16 protein-coding genes and 2 rRNA genes are annotated in these 16722 nt (G+C 68.5%); 8 read left to right on the top strand and 10 right to left on the bottom strand.

Annotated elements, in window-relative coordinates:
- Window positions 1-4: 4 nt before the first annotated feature.
- Window positions 5-1159, bottom strand: a complete 1155-nt coding sequence (locus QE381_RS14740) for a DUF4190 domain-containing protein (RefSeq protein ID WP_307219355.1) — start codon at window positions 1157-1159, stop codon at window positions 5-7.
- Window positions 1160-1261: 102 nt separating this feature from the next.
- On the opposite strand from QE381_RS14740, the gene QE381_RS14735 reads away from it, so the two are divergent.
- Entirely contained in the window at window positions 1262-3280 is a 2019-nt protein-coding gene (locus QE381_RS14735) for a VWA domain-containing protein (protein WP_307219353.1), read from the top strand.
- Here QE381_RS14735 and QE381_RS14730 read toward each other — a convergent pair whose 3' ends face one another.
- The 5 genes from QE381_RS14730 to QE381_RS14710 form a co-directional block, all read right to left on the bottom strand.
- Window positions 3281-4318, bottom strand: coding sequence for a sensor domain-containing protein (locus QE381_RS14730; RefSeq protein WP_307219351.1), 1038 nt, complete (start codon window positions 4316-4318; stop codon window positions 3281-3283). It lies immediately after the preceding gene.
- A gap of 98 nt (window positions 4319-4416) precedes the next feature.
- Window positions 4417-5439 (bottom strand): ATP-binding cassette domain-containing protein, encoded by a 1023-nt coding sequence (locus QE381_RS14725; protein ID WP_307219350.1) that lies wholly within the window; start codon window positions 5437-5439, stop codon window positions 4417-4419.
- Window positions 5436-6248, bottom strand: coding sequence for an ABC transporter permease (locus QE381_RS14720; RefSeq protein ID WP_307219348.1), 813 nt, complete (start codon window positions 6246-6248; stop codon window positions 5436-5438). The genes QE381_RS14725 and QE381_RS14720 overlap by 4 nt, the downstream gene beginning before the upstream one ends.
- Complete coding sequence (modA, locus tag QE381_RS14715; RefSeq protein WP_307219346.1) at window positions 6248-7057, bottom strand: molybdate ABC transporter substrate-binding protein; 810 nt, start codon at window positions 7055-7057, stop codon at window positions 6248-6250. The genes QE381_RS14720 and modA overlap by 1 nt, the downstream gene beginning before the upstream one ends.
- A gap of 3 nt (window positions 7058-7060) precedes the next feature.
- Window positions 7061-7453 carry a molybdopterin-binding protein gene (locus tag QE381_RS14710; RefSeq protein WP_307219343.1) on the bottom strand — a complete coding sequence of 131 codons (393 nt, stop codon included), beginning with the start codon at window positions 7451-7453 and terminating at the stop codon, window positions 7061-7063.
- Window positions 7454-7563: 110 nt separating this feature from the next.
- Between QE381_RS14710 and QE381_RS14705 the strand changes: the two genes are divergently transcribed.
- The 6 genes from QE381_RS14705 to QE381_RS14680 are packed head-to-tail and all read left to right on the top strand — an operon-like array spanning window position 7564 to window position 11463.
- Window positions 7564-8652: a ThiF family adenylyltransferase gene (locus QE381_RS14705; RefSeq protein WP_307219341.1), complete on the top strand. Its 1089-nt coding sequence runs from the start codon at window positions 7564-7566 to the stop codon at window positions 8650-8652.
- Window positions 8649-9878 (top strand): gephyrin-like molybdotransferase Glp, encoded by a 1230-nt coding sequence (glp, locus tag QE381_RS14700; protein WP_307220555.1) that lies wholly within the window; start codon window positions 8649-8651, stop codon window positions 9876-9878. The genes QE381_RS14705 and glp overlap by 4 nt, the downstream gene beginning before the upstream one ends.
- Window positions 9879-9900: 22 nt before the next feature.
- A complete protein-coding gene (gene moaC, locus QE381_RS14695) occupies window positions 9901-10377 on the top strand; it encodes a cyclic pyranopterin monophosphate synthase MoaC (protein WP_307219339.1) in 477 nt (158 codons plus the stop codon).
- Between the two features lie 8 nt (window positions 10378-10385).
- On the top strand, window positions 10386-10973 hold the full coding sequence (locus QE381_RS14690) for a molybdenum cofactor guanylyltransferase (RefSeq protein ID WP_307219337.1): 588 nt from the start codon (window positions 10386-10388) through the stop codon (window positions 10971-10973).
- Window positions 10970-11230: a DUF6457 domain-containing protein gene (locus QE381_RS14685; protein WP_307219335.1), complete on the top strand. Its 261-nt coding sequence runs from the start codon at window positions 10970-10972 to the stop codon at window positions 11228-11230. Before QE381_RS14690 ends, QE381_RS14685 begins: the two co-directional genes overlap by 4 nt.
- Complete coding sequence (locus QE381_RS14680; RefSeq protein WP_307219333.1) at window positions 11230-11463, top strand: MoaD/ThiS family protein; 234 nt, start codon at window positions 11230-11232, stop codon at window positions 11461-11463. The genes QE381_RS14685 and QE381_RS14680 overlap by 1 nt, the downstream gene beginning before the upstream one ends.
- Window positions 11464-11468: 5 nt before the next feature.
- Here QE381_RS14680 and QE381_RS14675 read toward each other — a convergent pair whose 3' ends face one another.
- Together QE381_RS14675 and QE381_RS14670 are read right to left on the bottom strand one after the other, a co-directional pair.
- Entirely contained in the window at window positions 11469-11894 is a 426-nt protein-coding gene (locus QE381_RS14675) for a molybdenum cofactor biosynthesis protein MoaE (RefSeq protein ID WP_307219332.1), read from the bottom strand.
- Window positions 11891-12370 (bottom strand): molybdenum cofactor biosynthesis protein B, encoded by a 480-nt coding sequence (locus tag QE381_RS14670; RefSeq protein WP_307219330.1) that lies wholly within the window; start codon window positions 12368-12370, stop codon window positions 11891-11893. The genes QE381_RS14675 and QE381_RS14670 overlap by 4 nt, the downstream gene beginning before the upstream one ends.
- 263 nt (window positions 12371-12633) lie before the next feature.
- Between QE381_RS14670 and QE381_RS14665 the strand changes: the two genes are divergently transcribed.
- Window positions 12634-12906 (top strand): hypothetical protein, encoded by a 273-nt coding sequence (locus QE381_RS14665; RefSeq protein WP_307219329.1) that lies wholly within the window; start codon window positions 12634-12636, stop codon window positions 12904-12906.
- A gap of 144 nt (window positions 12907-13050) precedes the next feature.
- Here the strand turns inward: QE381_RS14665 and rrf are convergent.
- Window positions 13051-13167 (bottom strand): 5S ribosomal RNA (gene rrf / locus QE381_RS14660).
- Window positions 13168-13274: 107 nt separating this feature from the next.
- Window positions 13275-16376: ribosomal RNA gene (locus tag QE381_RS14655) — 23S ribosomal RNA — on the bottom strand.
- Window positions 16377-16722: the final 346 nt, after the last annotated feature.

The raw sequence follows: 16722 nt of genomic DNA, 5'->3' as shown, positions 1-16722 counted from the left end.
GGCCTCAGAACCGCAGCATCGCCCCGACCACGATCAGGTAGAAGAGCACGACCACGGCCCCAAGCCCGACACCGATGTAGCCGAGCACGAGTCCGGCGACCGCGAGACCGCGGCCGGACTCGCCGGTGCGCGCGATCTGGGCCAGCGCGATGTGCCCGAAGATGATGCCGAGCAACGAGACGACGAAGGCCGAGACCAGCGCCATGACGGCCATGGTGTTCGTGCGGCTCGTGGCCGGGATCATGACGTAGGCGACCTGCGGCGAGCCGGGAGCGGCGGGCGCGATGGCGAACGGCATCTGCACAAGACCGGTCTGGGCGGCCGCTACCGGACGCTGCACCAGGCGTCGCTCCGACACGCGGCTCAGGGTGCGTGCGATCCAGACGACCAGCAGGGCCGCGGCCGCGCGGATCAGAACGAAGAGGACCCCGAACAGTACCGGATCGCCGACCACGACGGAGAGCGCGAAGGTACTCCAGGTCACCGTGACCGCCAGAAGGACGACGATCGGAACCGTGGCATAGGCCGCACCGCGGAGGGGACGACCGATGGCCCAGCCCAGGAAGAGGAGCACGCTCATGAGGACGGAAAGGAGGACCGCGGTGGGCAGCCCGAAGAAGACCGGCGTGATGTCGAGCGTCACCGGCAGATAGAGGGCCGCGGACACCAGACCCATGGCGACGGCACCCGCCTTGCGCCCGGCTGTGGGGGCAGCGATACCCGCGCATACAGCAAGGGCGACACCCGGTGCCGAGACGGCGAAGCGAGCCCCGAGCTCCGCGAAAGCGAAGAGCACGTCGTTCTCCGCGTAGACGAGGAAGGCGAGGTTGTCGAACAACATGGTGACCGCGGGCGCCACGAGCACGACGACGAGCACCGCGATCCACAGCGTGCGCCGGCGCGTACGAGCGGCGGGCCGGGGGAGTCTCGGCGACCGATCGGCCGCCGGATCCCCGAACGGCGAGGGTGCGACGGTCTCGGCGACCCGTGGCGCAGGCGCCTGGTCCCGGGCCCACGCGACGAGTGCCGGGTACGCGTTCGGATGCCGCCCCACGGCGTCGGCGAACTCGGGGTACGTCCCCGCGATCTCGGCAAGCGCCGCCGCGTCCGTCGCCCGCTCGTGCAGCATGGACCACGCGGCATCACGTTCGTACACCATCCCCATCCCCCGTTCCCCTGGGCTCATCATGCCGTATCGGCGCGCATCGCCGCACAGCTCAGGCGCTAGCCTGGTGCCGGGCAGCGTCGACGGGGGAACGGCATGGGGAAGCGCGGCACACGCGGGGTCATCGCGATGATCGGGGCCGCGACGATCGCGGCGGGCGTCCTGGGAGGCGTCGCGCCCGCATCCGTCGCCGCGGGCACGGACACCCCGCCGCCGGTCGTGTTCATCGTCGACGCCTCCGGCTCCATGGTGCGCAAGACCCCGAGCGGGCAGACCCGCATGGATGCCGCCAAGTCGGCCGTGAAGACCTCGATCGCCGCGCTGCCGTCGGGCAGCCAGGTGGGGCTGCTCGTCTTCGGGACGGGCACCGGAAACACGGATGCCGAGCGCACGTCCGGCTGTTCGGACGTGAAGACCCTCGCGCCCCTCGGGGCCCTCGACGCCGCGGCGATGTCGGCTCAGGTGGACTCGATCAAGGAGTCGGGGTTCACCCCGATCAGCACGGCGCTGCGCCAGGCGTTCGGCATGCTGCCCGCCGGCCAGAGCGGCAACGTCGTGCTGATCTCGGACGGCGTGGACACCTGCTCTCCGCCGTCGTCGTGCGAGGTCGCCGCCCAGCTCCACGCGCAGAGCCCGCAGATCGCGATCAACGTCGTCGCGTTCGGGGTGGACGACGACGAAGAGGCGCAGCAGCAGATGACCTGCATCAGCGGCGTGGGCGGCGGGGTGGCCTCCTCGGCCACCGACACGACCCAGCTCGCGGCGCAGCTGCGCGCGGCGACCAGCAGCCGGAACGCGCTCGGCACCGCCGGGATGAACGGCATCCGACTGGGGATGACCCTCGCCGAGGTGCGGCACCTGATCGACGGCGCGACCGTGAGCGCGCCCACGACGACCGACGGGGTGGAGATCGTGTACGTCGACTGTTCGTGGGGGCGCATCGAGCTCCACGACGGCCGGGTCTATGCGATCGCTCCTACCGAGACCTCCGTCGCGACGGCCGACGGGATCGCCCCGGGCGCGTCGTTGTCGGACGTCGAGGCCCTCTACGGCAAGCCCGTCGACACCGGCTCCGACTCGAACGTGTACCAGCTCGCCCGCGGCAGCAGGGACGCCTACCGGGTCTACACCGACTCCGCGACGCGCACCGTGAAGCGCGTGATCCTCTGTCGCTGCGCACCGATCTCGGCCGTCTCCACGAACGCCGCCGATTGGGAGATCACCTTCGACGGCGTCGGGCCCCTCCGGCTCGGCATGACCCCGGAAGCGATGTCGGCGGCGGTGCCGAGCATCATCCCCGGATCGCGTGGTCAGGTGTTCACACTCGGCGACGTCTACAGCGGGTCGTTCTGGCTGACGGCGAACGTCGAGAACAACGCGCTCGTGAGCATCGCGGTGCGTGACCCTCGCGCGACGGCGACAGCCGTCTCAGGCCTGGGCTACCCGGCAGCGTCCGGCATCCGGCTGGGAGAGAGCATGTCGACCGTGCTCAGCGCCTACCCGGGCGGGATGTTCTACCGCAACTACGCGGGCGGGATGAGCGACTACGTCGTGACCGATCGTGAGGGCCACGTGCTCAGCTTCGCGGCTAGTGGCGGCACGGGCGGCAGCTCCACCGACTTCGCCGGGAGCATCCGCACCGGGCGCCTCCGTTCGGTGACGCTCGAGGACGCGAGCGCGACACGGGCGCCCGCGCCGCCCGCCGCTGTGCCCTCACCCACGGCAGCAGCATCGCTTCCGGGTCTGCCGAGCGACCTGGACGGCAAGTGGTGCTCGAAAGCCGGCGCCGACTGCCTGTCGTTCGCGGAGCTCGCGGCAAAGCGACCGGATGCCTGGGTCGCCAGCACCGAGAAGACCTCGTATGGGTCGACTCGTCTCTCCCTCTGTCTCCACGACGACTTCGGCGATCGGACGTGCACCACGGCCTCAAGCATGTACCTGGAGTACTTCCCGGCGGGCGTCGCGTGGAACTGCCCCGGCCAGAGCGGCTTCACGACGTGCAAACCGGACTACACGAGCGAGCACGACACGTCCCGGGCACGTCTCGTCGTCCGCCTCAATCATCAGCAGGACTCCTCCTACACCGACGTGGAACCGAAGTACAAGGTCGGCTGACTACCGGTAGCCGATCTCGTCGGTGAGACGGGCACGTGCCTGAGTCGTGAGGTCCGTGAGTGCCTTTCCGTAGGCCGCCGCATCTACCGCGGCAGAGCTGTCCGGAACCGAGACCACCACGATCACGTTCCCCTCTCGTGCGAGCGCACGGGTGGTCTTGCCGTCGTCGTCCGTCTCCCGCACGACGAAGTATGAGCCGTCGTCCGTGGCCCCTGCGGCGAGTTCGAGCGTGAACGTGCGGTACGCGGTAGATCCGGATAGCAACTGGAACCGGGAGCAGCCGGCGACGGTCTCGGCGAATGAGCGGTAGTACGCCTCGGCCTGCGCATCGGTGGGGAACTGCAGCGCACTCCAGATGGCCCTGTCCGTCGCGCCGTTCACCTGCCAGGTCGCGCGGCGAACCCCCACGATGCTGTTGTCGTCCGTGAGGATCCACCGTATGCACGCGCGCACATCGGTCGCCGCACCCTCGCTCTCGCCCGAGGTGAGGTACGACGCATCCTTCTCGGTCTGCGATCCCCCCGGCGACAGGGAGTTCCGCTGCGCGTCGTCCAGCAGGAACCAGTCGAGCTCGTCGCCGATGTAGACGGGGTCGCCGGGGAGCGTCCGAGTGGGCGCAGGGGAAGTCCCGCCCGCCGCCGCATCCGTCGGCGAGGACGTGTCACCACCCCCGCCCCAGAGCGTGGGCAGCAGCGCTGCGGCCGCCCAGCCGGCCCCGCCGAGCACGAGCACACCCGCCGCGACGGCGCCGCCGATGACGGCCCACCGCGGCGCCCGGCGCCCGGCGGGACGGTTCGGCTCGGCGAAGGGGTTGCGCGGTGCGATCTCGGGCGACGCGGCCGGTGCGGGCGAAGCATCCGGGGCAGACACCGGCGAGACGATCCCGTTCGCCCAGGCGATCAGTTCCGGATACGCGTTCGGATGGCGCGCCACGGCCTCGGCGAACTCCGGATAGGCCGCGGCGATCTCGGCGAGCGCCGCCGCATCCGTCACCGGGTCGTGCAGCATCCGCCACGCGGCATCGCGCTCGATCGGCATCCCCATCCCCCGTTCCCCTGCGCCCATCATGCCGCATCGGTCGTCACGCCGCATGGGTCGTCACGCCGCATGGGTCGCGGGAGGAAAAGGTCGGGGGCTCAGCCCGGCAGGGATCGCAGGCGCCCGGCGTCGACCGACACATGGACGTCGTCGCCCGGGGCGAACGGATGGCGCGCCCACTCCTCGAGCGTCAGATCGCAGGCCACCTGCGGCTCGGCCGTCACGACCCGCACGCCGCCGAGCGTCTGCTCGACCCGCACGACCCGCGCTCGCCACCCGATGCCCCGAGCACCGGAGCCGTGCGCACCGGAGACGTCCGGACCCGCGGCAGAGAGCCGCACGGAGCTCGGGGGGAACACCGCGACTCCGGGCTGACCAGCGAGCCCCGCAACGCGGTTGAGCCCGGCCTGCTCGGCGACGAACGGCGTCGCGGGCGCGGCGAGCACCTCGCGGACGCCGCCCTCCTGGGTCACACGCCCCGCCTCCAGCACGACCAGCCGGTCGGCGAGCGCGACGGCGTCGACGGCGTCGTGGGTCACCACGACGCACGTCGTGTCGACGAGCAGCTCGGCCAGGAGGGCCCGCACCGCGCTCGCGGTCACGCTGTCGAGCGAGGTGAGCGGCTCGTCCAGAAGCACGAGGCGCGGCGCGGCGGCGAGCGCTCGGGCGACCGCGACGCGCTGCTGCTGTCCGCCCGAGAGCGCCGCCGGACGCCGGTCCGCAGCACCCGCGAGCCCCACTCGCTCGATCAGGTCGTCCGCCCGCGCGTTCGCCTCGGCGCGCGCCACCCGCCGTGCGCGCAACCCGAATGCGACGTTCTCCCGGATGGTCAGGTGCGGGAAGAGCCGCGCGTCCTGCCCGAGCAGCACGGTCCCGCGCGCCGCAGGCTCGACCCGGCGCCGCACCGTCGACAGCACGCGTCCATCGATCCGGATCTCGCCGTCCGTGAGCGGCGCGAGCCCGGCGAGGGCCGCGAGCAGCGTCGACTTCCCCGCGCCCGAGGGCCCCATGACCGCGACCGTCTCCCCGGCCGCGGCGTCGAGGCGCGCGTCGAGGTCGAAGCCGGAGCCTCGCTCGACGCGGAGCCGCGCCGTCAGCGTGCCCGCGGCATCGCCCGTCACCGCACGCTCCCCGGGCGCCATGCCCGCACGAGCAGCAGCACGGCGATCGCCGTGATCAGCAGCAGCAGCGACAGCGCGATCGCGGTGCCCTGGTCGACTCCCGCGCCGTTGAAGGCGGTGTAGATGGCGAGCGGCATCGTCTGCGTCACCCCGGGTGCGTTGCCCGCGAACAGCGCCGTCGCCCCGAACTCACCGATCGCGCGCGCGAAGCACAGCACGGTGCCGGCGATCAGGCCGGGCGCGGCCAGCGGCAGCGTGATGCGCCGCAACACCGTCCAGCGGCCGGCGCCGAGGGAGGCGGCCGCCTCTTCGAAGCCGGTCCCGGTCGAGCGCAGCGCCCCTTCGACCGAGAGCACGAGGAACGGAAGCGCGACGAAGGTCTGGGCCAGCACGACCGCCGCCGTCGTGAACGGCAGACGCACCCCGATGGCGCCCAGCAGATCGCCGAGCCAGCCGTTGCGGCCGAAGAGGAACAGGAGCGCGACACCGCCCACCATGGGCGGCAGCACGAGCGGCACCGTCACGAGCGCGCGCAGCAGCGCGGCGGTGCGCGGCGCACTGCGGGCGATGAGGATCGCCATCGGCACCCCCACGGCGACGCACACGGCCGTCGCGGTGACCCCGGTCGCCAACGACAGGCCGAGCGCCGAGACCGCAGCCTCGGAGGTGATGTCCGTCCACAGCGTGTCCACCTGAACGCGGGCGACGAGCGCGGCGAGCGGGACGAGCAGGAACGCGAGGCCCACGACCGCGGGCAGGACGAGGATGCGGGGCGCGTAGCCGCGTGCTCGTCCGCCGTCGACCGGCATCAGGGCTTTCCGAAGCCCAGCTCGGAGAGGATCGCCTGCCCGTTCTCGCCCACGACGTAGGCGACGAACGCCTTCGCCACGGCGGCGTCGGGCGCACCGTTCAGGGCGACGATCGGATAGGTGTTGACGACACCGGCCGCACCGTCGGGGACGATGGAGGAGACATCCTTCCGACCGATCACATCCGTCGCGTACACGAGCCCCGCGTCCGCCTCTCCGGCGGCGACCTTCGTGAGCACGGCCGTGACGTTCTGCTCGCTGCTGGCGGGGGTGACGGCGAGCCCGGCGTTCGACAGGAGCTTCTGCGCCGCCGTGCCGCACGGCACGCCGTTCGCGCAGAGCACGACCTTCACTCCGGGCTTGGCCAGATCGGCGAGCGTCGTGATGCCGGCGGGGTTCGCCTTCGGCACCGCGATCACGAGGGTGTTCGTGGCGAACGGCTGCGGGTCCTGCGCGAGCCCGGCACCGGTGACCTTGGCCATGTTCGCCTCGTCGGCCGACGCGAACACGTCCACCGACGCGCCGCCGATGATCTGCGTCGCGAGTGTCGAGGACCCGTCGTACGAGATCGGCTCGATATCGACGCCCGGGTTGTCCTGCACGAACGCCTTCGCGATCTCGTCGAACCCCGTCTTGAGGGATGCCGCCGCGTACACCGTGAGCCTGCCGGTGAGCGCCTCACCGCTGGCGGAGAGCGCGGGCGCCGGAGCCGGCGCGGCACTCCCTGCCGCGCAGCCGCTCAGAGCGACGAGGGCGGCAAGGGCGCCGGCGAGCGCGGCGAGGAGACGGGATGGGGTGCGTCTGGACACGGGTCAGCCTTTCGGGGTCTCGACGACGACAGTGGTGGCTTTCACGACGGCGACGGCGAGCGAACCGGGTTCGAGCGCGAGGTCGCGGACCGCCTCGGCCGACATGAGCGAGACGACGCGGTGCGGACCCGACTGGAGGTCGACCTGGGCCATGACGCCGTCGATCTGCACGCGTGTCACGAGCCCGGTGAACCTGTTGCGGGCGCTGGAGAGCACGTCCGTGGGGTCCGCGGCCGCGTGGGCGAGCTCGACGGCCCGGGCTGCCAGGTCGGCTCCGGGGATCTCGACGGGACTCGAGCCGTTCGTCGACAGCACGCCCTGATCGATCCAGCGACGTACCGTGTCATCGCTGACGCCGAGCAGGCGGGCGGCGTCAGCGATGCGATAGCTCGTCATCCGCCCAGCATATCCGCATGTACGGATGAATGAATTCATCTGATCCGCATCTGCGGATCACTGACCGGGCGACCGGCCGCAGCTGTTCCGTCGCGGGCTAGCCTGTCGTCATGCCCCTGTCGCTGCCGCCGCTCGTCGCGCCCGTGGCGTCCCTCAGTGACGCCGAACGAGCGCGCACGCTACGCCACGCCGCCCTGCGCGGCTTCGGCGAGCTCGCGCAACGCCGACTCGCCGCGGCTCACGTCGCGATCGTCGGCGCGGGCGGCCTCGGCTCCCCCGCCGTCCTCGCGCTGGCGGCGGCCGGGGTCGGCACCCTCACCGTGATCGACGACGACGAGGTCGATGTCACGAACCTCCAGCGGCAGGTCCTGCACCGGATGTCGGACGTCGGGGCGCCGAAGACCGACTCCGCCGTGCGCGTGGCCGCCGATCTCAGCCCCGAGACCCGCGTGCAGGCCGTGCGGCGCCGGATCGACGCGGATTGCGCCGATGAGCTGCTCGCCCCGGCGGACCTCGTGCTCGACGGCTCGGACACCTTCGCGACCCGCGCCGTCGTCGCCGCGGCCTGCGAGCGCCTGGGCGTCCCGCTCGTGTGGGGCGTCGTGCAGGAGTTCCATGCGCAGGTGACGGTGTTCTGGTCCCGCCCGCCCGCCGGACACGTGCCGGTCGTCCTGTCCGACCTCCATCCGCCGGAGGCGGCGGGCGAGGCGCCGAGCTGCGCCGAGGTGGGCGTCCTCGGCGCCCTGACCCTGCAGGTCGGCTCGATCATGGCGACCGAGGCGATCAAGCTCCTGACCGGCGTCGGCGAGCCGCTGCTCGGCCGCGTGCTGCTCATCGACGCGCTCCGCGCCCGCCACACCGAGGTGCCGCTGCGTCCCGCCACAGCCACCGCCGCCGTTCCGTCCGAGCGCCCCGGCATCCCCCTCGTCACCGCCGAGGAGATGCTCGCGGCCCAGTCCGCGGAGGGCGCGATGCTGCTCGACGTGCGCGAGCCGTGGGAGACGGCGACGGGCACGGTCGAGGGGTCGATGCTCGTCCCGCTCGCGGAGCTCCTCCGAGACCCGGACCAGATCGAGGCGTCCCGTCCCGTCGTGGTGATCTGCGCGAAGGGGATGCGGGCGCTCACCGCGGCGCAGGCCCTGCGCGAGCGCGGGGTCGAGGCGCGCGTGCTGGCCGGAGGGCTCTCCGCATGGGCATGAGCCCGCTGGCGACGGTGGAGGACCATCTCGCGCACGTCCTCGATGCGGTGCGACCGCTGCCCGCCGAGACGGTCGACACGGCGGACGCGCGGGGGCGCGTGCTCGTGGAACCCGCGCACGCCGCGATCGACCTGCCGCCCTTCGACAACTCCGCCATGGACGGCTTCGCCGTCCGGGCCGCCGATGTCGCCGGTGCGACCCTCGCCGCCCCCGTGCGGCTGACGGTCGCGGGGGACCTCCCCGCCGGCACGGCGGAGGACCCGCCCCTGTCCCCCGGCCAGGCCATCCGCATCATGACGGGCGCGCCGATGCCGGCCATGGCGGACGCGATCGTCCCCTTCGAGGACACGCTCGGCGGACTGGCCGACTCGCTCGGCGAGATCGCCGTCACGGCCGCGCCGGTCGTCGGTGCTCACCGGCGTCGCCGCGGCGAGGACACGCGCCGCGGCGACGCCGTGCTGGCAGCGGGGGTGCGGCTCGGCCCGCTGCAGCTGGGGGCGCTCGCGGCGGCCGGGGTCGCCCGTCTGACGGTCTCGCAGCGCCCGCGTGTCGTCGTGGTCGCGACCGGCAGCGAGCTCGTGCCGCTCGGCGAGCCGCTGCGACGCGGTCAGATCCCGGAGTCGAACGGCACGATGCTCGCGGCCCTCGCGGCCGAGGCCGGCGCCTTCGTCGTGCGCCGGGAGAGCGTCGACGACGAGGGCAGTGCCCTCGCCTCGCTGCTCGCCGAGGTCACGACGGGCGAGGACGCCGCCGACGCGGTCGTCTTCAGCGGCGGCGTGAGCGCCGGCGCCTACGAGGTCGTGCGCACCACGGTGTCGCAGATGCGCTTCGGCGGCGTCGCGATGCAGCCCGGCAAGCCGCAGGGCTTCGGGGTCGCGGGCCGCACGCTCCTGTTCGGACTGCCGGGCAACCCCGTCAGCTCAGCGGTGTCGTTCGAGGTGTTCGTGCGCCCCGCCCTGCTGGCGATGCAGGGGGCGACGGAGCTCCGCCGCCGGCGACTGCGCCTTCCCGCAGGGGCCGGGTGGCGCACGCCGCCCGGCCGTCGCCAGTACCTCCCCATCGTGATCGACCGGACGGACCCCGCCGCGTGGAAGGCGGTCCCGGCGTCCTCCGGCGGCTCGCACCTCGCCGGCCGGCTCGGCGGTGCGGAGGCGTACGCGATCGTGCCCGCCGAGGTCACCGCCGTCTCCGCCGGCGATCTCGTCGACGTCATGCTCCTCGATTGACCCCGCCACGAAGGACACACACATGAGCTTCACCCACCTGGATGCCGCCGGCCACGCCCGCATGGTCGACGTGACCGAGAAGCAGCCCACCGTGCGGTCGGCGACCGCCGCGGGCTTCGTGCGCTGCGCGCCCGCCGTGATCGCGGCCCTGCGCGAGGGAACGGCGCCCAAGGGCGACGTGCTCGCCGTCGCCCGCATCAGCGGCATCCAGGCGGCCAAACGCGTGCCCGATCTCCTCCCCCTCGCACACGTCATCGGCGTCCACGGCGCCGTCGTCGACCTCGAGGTCACCGACGACGGGGTCGAGATCGAGGCGACCGTGCGCACGGCCGACCGCACCGGGGTCGAGATGGAGGCGCTCACGGCCGTCGCGGTCGCGGGGCTCGCCGTCGTCGACATGGTGAAGGGCATGGACAAGGGCACGGAGATCGAGAGGGTCCGCCTCGTCCGCAAGACCGGCGGGAAGAGCGGCGACTGGACCCGGCCCGACGAGTCCTGAGGCACGCCATGATCCTCACCGCGATCCTCCTCGCCGGCGGTCGCGCGAGCCGCCTGGGCGGCGCGTCCAAGCCGCAGCTCGAGGTCGGCGGCCGCTCGCTGCTGCAACGTGCGGTGTCGGCGGTCGAGGAGGCGGGCGCGACCGCCGTCATCGTGGCAGGTCCCGAGGCGGGGCCCGCGCTGCCCGTCACCTGGGTACGCGAGGACCCCCCGTTCACGGGGCCCGCGGCCGCGATCGTCGCCGCCATGGCGCACGTCCCGGCCGACTCCGACTGGACGCTCGTGCTGGCGTGCGACCTCGTGAACCCCGACGCCGCCGTGCGGCGCCTGGCGACCGACATCGCGCTGCTCCCCGAGGTCACGGACGGGATGTGTCTGGGCGACGCGGGCTCGCGACCTCAGTGGCTCACCGGCGCGTACCGCACCGCGGCCCTGCGCCGCGCAACGGCATCCGTCGCAGATGCGGGCCGCGACCTCCCGGTCCGAGCGCTGATCGACGACCTGGCGGTCGCGGTCGTGCGCGTGGACGACGACGTGGTCGCCGACGTGGACACGTGGGAGGATCTCGAACGAGCTCGCGAGAAGGAGAACACATGAGCACGCACCTGCCCCCCGAGGCGCTTGACGCCTGGGCCGCCGCACTGCGCGACCGGCTCGGCCTCGGCGAGGAGGATCTGCCGATCGCGCTGATCCTCGACCTGGCAGCCGACGTCGCCCGCGGCGTCGCGCGTCCCGCGGCGCCTTTCAGCGCCTTCGCCGCCGGTCTCGCGGCCGGCCGTGCGGGCGGCGCCCCGGAGCAGGTGCGCGAGACCGTCGCGGCCATCTCCGCGCTGGCGGCGGAGTGGGAAGCCTGATGGCCCGGGTGCGGTACTTCGCCGCGGCGGAGGAGATGGCAGGCCTCGCCTCTGAGGAACGGAGCGAGCAGACCCTCGGCGAGCTGCGGGCGGCTCTCGCCACGGAACGGTCGGGGCTCGGCGGCATCCTCCCCCGCTGCGCCGTGCTGGTCGACGGCTCACGATCGGACGACGACGCGCCTCTCTCGCCGACGACCGTCGTCGACGTGCTCCCACCGTTCGCAGGCGGATAGGCCGGTCAGCCGCCGATCCCCTTCCACAGCGACTCGCCGTCGGCGGTCCACTGCTTCTTCCATACCGGCAGCTCGCGCTTGATCTGCTCGATCACGGTGCGGCAGACGACGAACGCATCGTCACGGTGCGCCGAGGCCACGGCGATGACGACCGCGAGGTCGCCGACGACGAGCCGGCCGACACGATGGCTCACGGCCACGAGTGCCCGACGATCTCCGATCGCGTCCGCCGCGATGCGCCGGAGAGCGGCTTCGGCGTCCGGGTGCGCCGAGTACTCCAACGCCACGACCGGGGTCTGCGCATCGGGGTCCTCCACGCGTACGCGGCCGGCGAAGCTCGTCACCGCTCCCACCCATGGCTCCTCCACGGCGAGGAGGTGGGCGTCGAGGTCGAGCGCGGACTCCGAGATCCGCGCGATCGTCACGGTCATCGGTGATCGGCTCCCTCGACCTGGCCCAGCACGTGGGCGGCGACGGACAGGACGACCGGCATCCCGGAGGCCACCGCGCGCGGAGAGCCGGGAAGGTTGACCACGAGCGCGTCCCCGGCGATGCCCGCACGGCCGCGCGAAAGCATCGACGCCGCCGTGTCGGCGAGGCCGACTCGGCGCAGCTCCTCGGCGATCCCGGGTATCTCACGATCGAGCACCCGGCCCGTGCCCTCGGGCGTCTCGTCACGGGGCGAGAGTCCCGTGCCGCCGGACGTCACGATCAGGCGTATGCCGTCGGCCATAGCGGTCCGGATCGCGCGCTCGACCGAGCTCGCACCGTCCGGCACGATCACCGGATCCGCGCAGTCGAATCCCGCCTCACGAAGCGCCGCGACCGCGACGGGGCCGCTCGTGTCCTCTCGCTGTCCGGCCGCGGAGCGGTCGGACACGGTGATGACACGGGCGATAGCGGGCACCGAGCAACCCTATCGCGCGAACGCGCACCCACACCGCTCGCGCATGACGCTCCGCCGGCGCTCGAGCCGGTGGACCGGAGGGAGACGCTCGCCGCATCCGACGCGAGGCACGCGCCGGAACATCCGGGATCGACGTCCTGCCCGATCGATGTTTCCGGGTTTTCCGGATCGGGCAGAAGTCGCCGATCTCGCCGACACGTCGTTGTTACTGTCGCGAATGCCGCCGGCTCGCGCGGCAGTTCACCCTCACCCATGGAGTCGCTGTGTTCATAAGGAAGGTCTCCGCGCCGATCGTCATCCTCCTCTCCGCCGCCCTGCTGTTGAGCGGTTGCGGAGGATCGAAGGACGTCACCTGCGGCGACTATAAGAAGATGAGCTCAAATGATCAGAAGTCGGCCATCAAGAGCTATTACGCCGCGAAAGGAGAGAACAACCCGAGCAACGGCAAGATCCTGCTCACGCAGCAGTCCGCAAAGCTGTACTGCGCCACGGCTGGACATGATTCCGACCCGATCAGCAAGATCGATGGCAACTGAGCAGCGGACCGACCGCACTCTCCGGCCGCGGAAGGTGCGGAGCGCGTCCGCACTTCGAAGCGCGTCGACGTCACGCTCGGTGACGCAAAAGCTCTGTTAACGGGGAATGGCCACCCTGCGTTGGGTGGCCATTTCCTGAAAGAAGTCCGGCGGTGTCCTACTCTCCCACAGGGTCCCCCCTGCAGTACCATCGGCGCTGAGAGGCTTAGCTTCCGGGTTCGGAATGGGACCGGGCGTTTCCCTCTCGCTATGGCCGCCGAAACACTATTGATGTTTCAACCAAAAACACACAACAAAAGTCGTTTGTCGTGTGGTTCTCGACCGTACATCGAGAACCACTCAGTGGACGCGGGCACCTAGAACGGTGTGTTATCAAGTCATCGGCTTATTAGTACGAGTCAGCTGCACGCATTACTGCGCTTCCACATCTCGCCTATCAACCCAGTAGTCTGGCTGGGAGCCTCTCACCCGAAGGTATGGAAGTCTCATCTTGAGGCCGGCTTCCCGCTTAGATGCTTTCAGCGGTTATCCATCCCGAACGTAGCTAATCAGCGGTGCTCCTGGCGGAACAACTGACACACCAGAGGTTCGTCCAACCCGGTCCTCTCGTACTAGGGTCAGATCCTCTCAAACTTCCTACGCGCGCAGCGGATAGGGACCGAACTGTCTCACGACGTTCTAAACCCAGCTCGCGTACCGCTTTAATGGGCGAACAGCCCAACCCTTGGGACCTACTCCAGCCCCAGGATGCGACGAGCCGACATCGAGGTGCCAAACCATGCCGTCGATATGGACTCTTGGGCAAGATCAGCCTGTTATCCCCGAGGTACCTTTTATCCGTTGAGCGACAGCGCTTCCACAAGCCACTGCCGGATCACTAGTCCCGACTTTCGTCCCTGCTCGACCTGTCAGTCTCACAGTCAAGCTCCCTTGTGCACTTACACTCGACACCTGATTGCCAACCAGGTTGAGGGAACCTTTGGGCGCCTCCGTTACTTTTTGGGAGGCAACCGCCCCAGTTAAACTACCCACCAGGCACTGTCCCTGAACCGGATTACGGTCCGAAGTTAGATATCCAGAGTGACCAGAGTGGTATTTCAACAATGACTCCACACGAACTGGCGTCCATGCTTCACCGTCTCCCACCTATCCTACACAAGCCACACCGAACACCAATACCAAGCTGTAGTAAAGGTCACGGGGTCTTTCCGTCCTGCTGCGCGTAACGAGCATCTTTACTCGTAATGCAATTTCGCCGAGTTCGCGGTTGAGACAGTTGGGAAGTCGTTACGCCATTCGTGCAGGTCGGAACTTACCCGACAAGGAATTTCGCTACCTTAGGATGGTTATAGTTACCACCGCCGTTTACTGGGGCTTAAATTCGGAGCTTCGCTTACGCTAACCCCTCCTCTTAACCTTCCAGCACCGGGCAGGCGTCAGTCCGTATACATCGTCTTGCGACTTGGCACGGACCTGTGTTTTTAGTAAACAGTCGCTACCCACTAGTCTCTGCGGCCACCACACCCTTTTCGGAGCACGTCCGTATAAGTGGATGGCCCCCCTTCTCCCGAAGTTACGGGGGCATTTTGCCGAGTTCCTTAACCACGATTCTCTCGATCTCCTCGGTATTCTCTACCTGACCACCTGAGTCGGTTTGGGGTACGGGCGGCTAGAACCTCGCGTCGATGCTTTTCTCGGCAGCATAGGATCACCCACTTTTCATCCGCATCGTGTCTCAGCCTTCACGAGTGACGGATTTGCCTATCACTCAGCCTACGCACTTGCACCAGGACAACCATCGCCTGGCTTGGGCTACCTTCCTGCGTCACACCTGTTAATACGCTAACCGCACCAGCATGGGGTCATGCGCTAGCCCAACAGCCGCTCCCCGAAGGGTTGAGCCACTGGATTCGGGCACTTAGCACCACTGGATTAGCTTGGGCGGTTCTTCGCCGGTACGGGAATATCAACCCGTTGTCCATCGACTACGCCTGTCGGCCTCGCCTTAGGTCCCGACTTACCCAGGGAAGATTAGCTTGACCCTGGAACCCTTGGTCTTTCGGAGGACGTGTTTCTCACACGTCTTTCGCTACTCATGCCTGCATTCTCACTCGTGTCGCGTCCACGGCTGGGTCACCCCGCCGCTTCACTCGCGACACGACGCTCTCCTACCCATCAACACGGCTGGACCACGAAGGCCTACCAAAAATGTCAATGCCACAACTTCGGTGGCGTGCTTGAGCCCCGTTACATTGTCGGCGCGGAATCACTTGACCAGTGAGCTATTACGCACTCTTTCAAGGGTGGCTGCTTCTAAGCCAACCTCCTGGTTGTCTAAGCAACTCCACATCCTTTCCCACTTAGCACGCGCTTAGGGACCTTAGTTGGTGGTCTGGGTTGTTTCCCTCTCGACTATGAAGCTTATCCCCCACAGTCTCACTGCTGCGCTCTCACTTACCGGCATTCGGAGTTTAGCTGACGTCAGTAACCTTGTAGGGCCCATCGGCCATCCAGTAGCTCTACCTCCGGCAAGAAACACGCAACGCTGCACCTAAATGCATTTCGGAGAGAACCAGCTATCACGAAGTTTGATTGGCCTTTCACCCCTATCCACAGCTCATCCCCTCAGTTTTCAACCTAAGTGGGTTCGGCCCTCCACGACGTCTTACCGTCGCTTCAGCCTGGCCATGGATAGATCACTTCGCTTCGGGTCTAGGACACGCGACTCAATCGCCCTATTCAGACTCGCTTTCGCTACGGCTACCCCACACGGGTTAACCTCGCCACGTATCGCTAACTCGCAGGCTCATTCTTCAAAAGGCACGCTGTCACCCCTACCAAGGAGGCTCCAACGGTTTGTAAGCAAACGGTTTCAGGTACTATTTCACTCCCCTCCCGGGGTACTTTTCACCTTTCCCTCACGGTACTTGTCCGCTATCGGTCATCTGGGAGTATTTAGGCTTATCAGGTGGTCCTGACAGATTCACACGGGATTTCTCGGGCCCCGTGCTACTTGGGATACTCTTCACGCCAAGAGAAGCATTTCGACTACGGGGTTGGCACCCTCTATGACCTGGCTTTCAAACCAGTTCGTCTATACCTTCTTGTAACGCCGACCACTCGGCAGAATGATCAGAAAAGTCCCACAACCCCCAACGTGCAACACCTGCCGGCTATCACACACGCTAGGTTTAGCCTGTTCCGGTTTCGCTCGCCACTACTCACGGAATCGCGGTTGCTTTCTCTTCCTGTGGGTACTGAGATGTTTCACTTCCCCACGTTCCCTCTACCCGCCCTATATATTCAGACGGGAGTCACCAGGTACGCACGCGCCCTGGCGGGGTTTCCCCATTCGGACACCCTCGGATCAAAACTTGCTTATCAGTTCCCCGAGGCTTATCGCAGATTGCTACGTCCTTCTTCGGCTCCAGATGCCAAGGCATCCACCGTTTGCTCTTAAAGACTTGAAATCACATGAGTTCGAATCGTCAATCGAAATTGACTAATGATCTTTAAGATCATCTTCACGAGATGAAAAATCATCTCGAAGATGCTCGCGTCCACTGTGTAGTTCTCAAAGTACGGGCGGTACCCTCCCCCACCCCCCAAAAACAGGAGACAAGAAAAGGCCCAGAAGTCCCAGTTCGACCAAAAGGCCGGCCCGGTCCCTCAGGACCCAACAGCGTGCAGCCGCCCGCTTGCATCCCCCACCGTTCCCGATCCGAAGACCGTACTAACTGGAGTCAACCGCGCTGACGGCATGTCAAATGTTCCACCCATGAGCTCCCAGCGAAGAACATACGCCTTCGACCTGGG

Source organism: Microbacterium sp. SORGH_AS_0888, from assembly GCF_030818905.1.
Lineage (GTDB): Bacteria > Actinomycetota > Actinomycetes > Actinomycetales > Microbacteriaceae > Microbacterium.
This window is presented reverse-complemented; position numbering and strand designations above follow the sequence as displayed.

Coding starts and splice junctions, on each gene's coding strand:
- QE381_RS14740 (WP_307219355.1), bottom strand. CDS start 1,159: ATGGTGTACGAACGTGATGCCGCGTGGTCCATGCTGCACGAGCGGGCG.
- QE381_RS14735 (WP_307219353.1), top strand. CDS start 1,262: ATGGGGAAGCGCGGCACACGCGGGGTCATCGCGATGATCGGGGCCGCG.
- QE381_RS14730 (WP_307219351.1), bottom strand. CDS start 4,318: ATGCCGATCGAGCGCGATGCCGCGTGGCGGATGCTGCACGACCCGGTG.
- QE381_RS14720 (WP_307219348.1), bottom strand. CDS start 6,248: ATGCCGGTCGACGGCGGACGAGCACGCGGCTACGCGCCCCGCATCCTC.
- QE381_RS14710 (WP_307219343.1), bottom strand. CDS start 7,453: ATGACGAGCTATCGCATCGCTGACGCCGCCCGCCTGCTCGGCGTCAGC.
- QE381_RS14705 (WP_307219341.1), top strand. CDS start 7,564: ATGCCCCTGTCGCTGCCGCCGCTCGTCGCGCCCGTGGCGTCCCTCAGT.
- glp (WP_307220555.1), top strand. CDS start 8,649: ATGAGCCCGCTGGCGACGGTGGAGGACCATCTCGCGCACGTCCTCGAT.
- moaC (WP_307219339.1), top strand. CDS start 9,901: ATGAGCTTCACCCACCTGGATGCCGCCGGCCACGCCCGCATGGTCGAC.
- QE381_RS14690 (WP_307219337.1), top strand. CDS start 10,386: ATGATCCTCACCGCGATCCTCCTCGCCGGCGGTCGCGCGAGCCGCCTG.
- QE381_RS14685 (WP_307219335.1), top strand. CDS start 10,970: ATGAGCACGCACCTGCCCCCCGAGGCGCTTGACGCCTGGGCCGCCGCA.
- QE381_RS14680 (WP_307219333.1), top strand. CDS start 11,230: ATGGCCCGGGTGCGGTACTTCGCCGCGGCGGAGGAGATGGCAGGCCTC.
- QE381_RS14675 (WP_307219332.1), bottom strand. CDS start 11,894: ATGACCGTGACGATCGCGCGGATCTCGGAGTCCGCGCTCGACCTCGAC.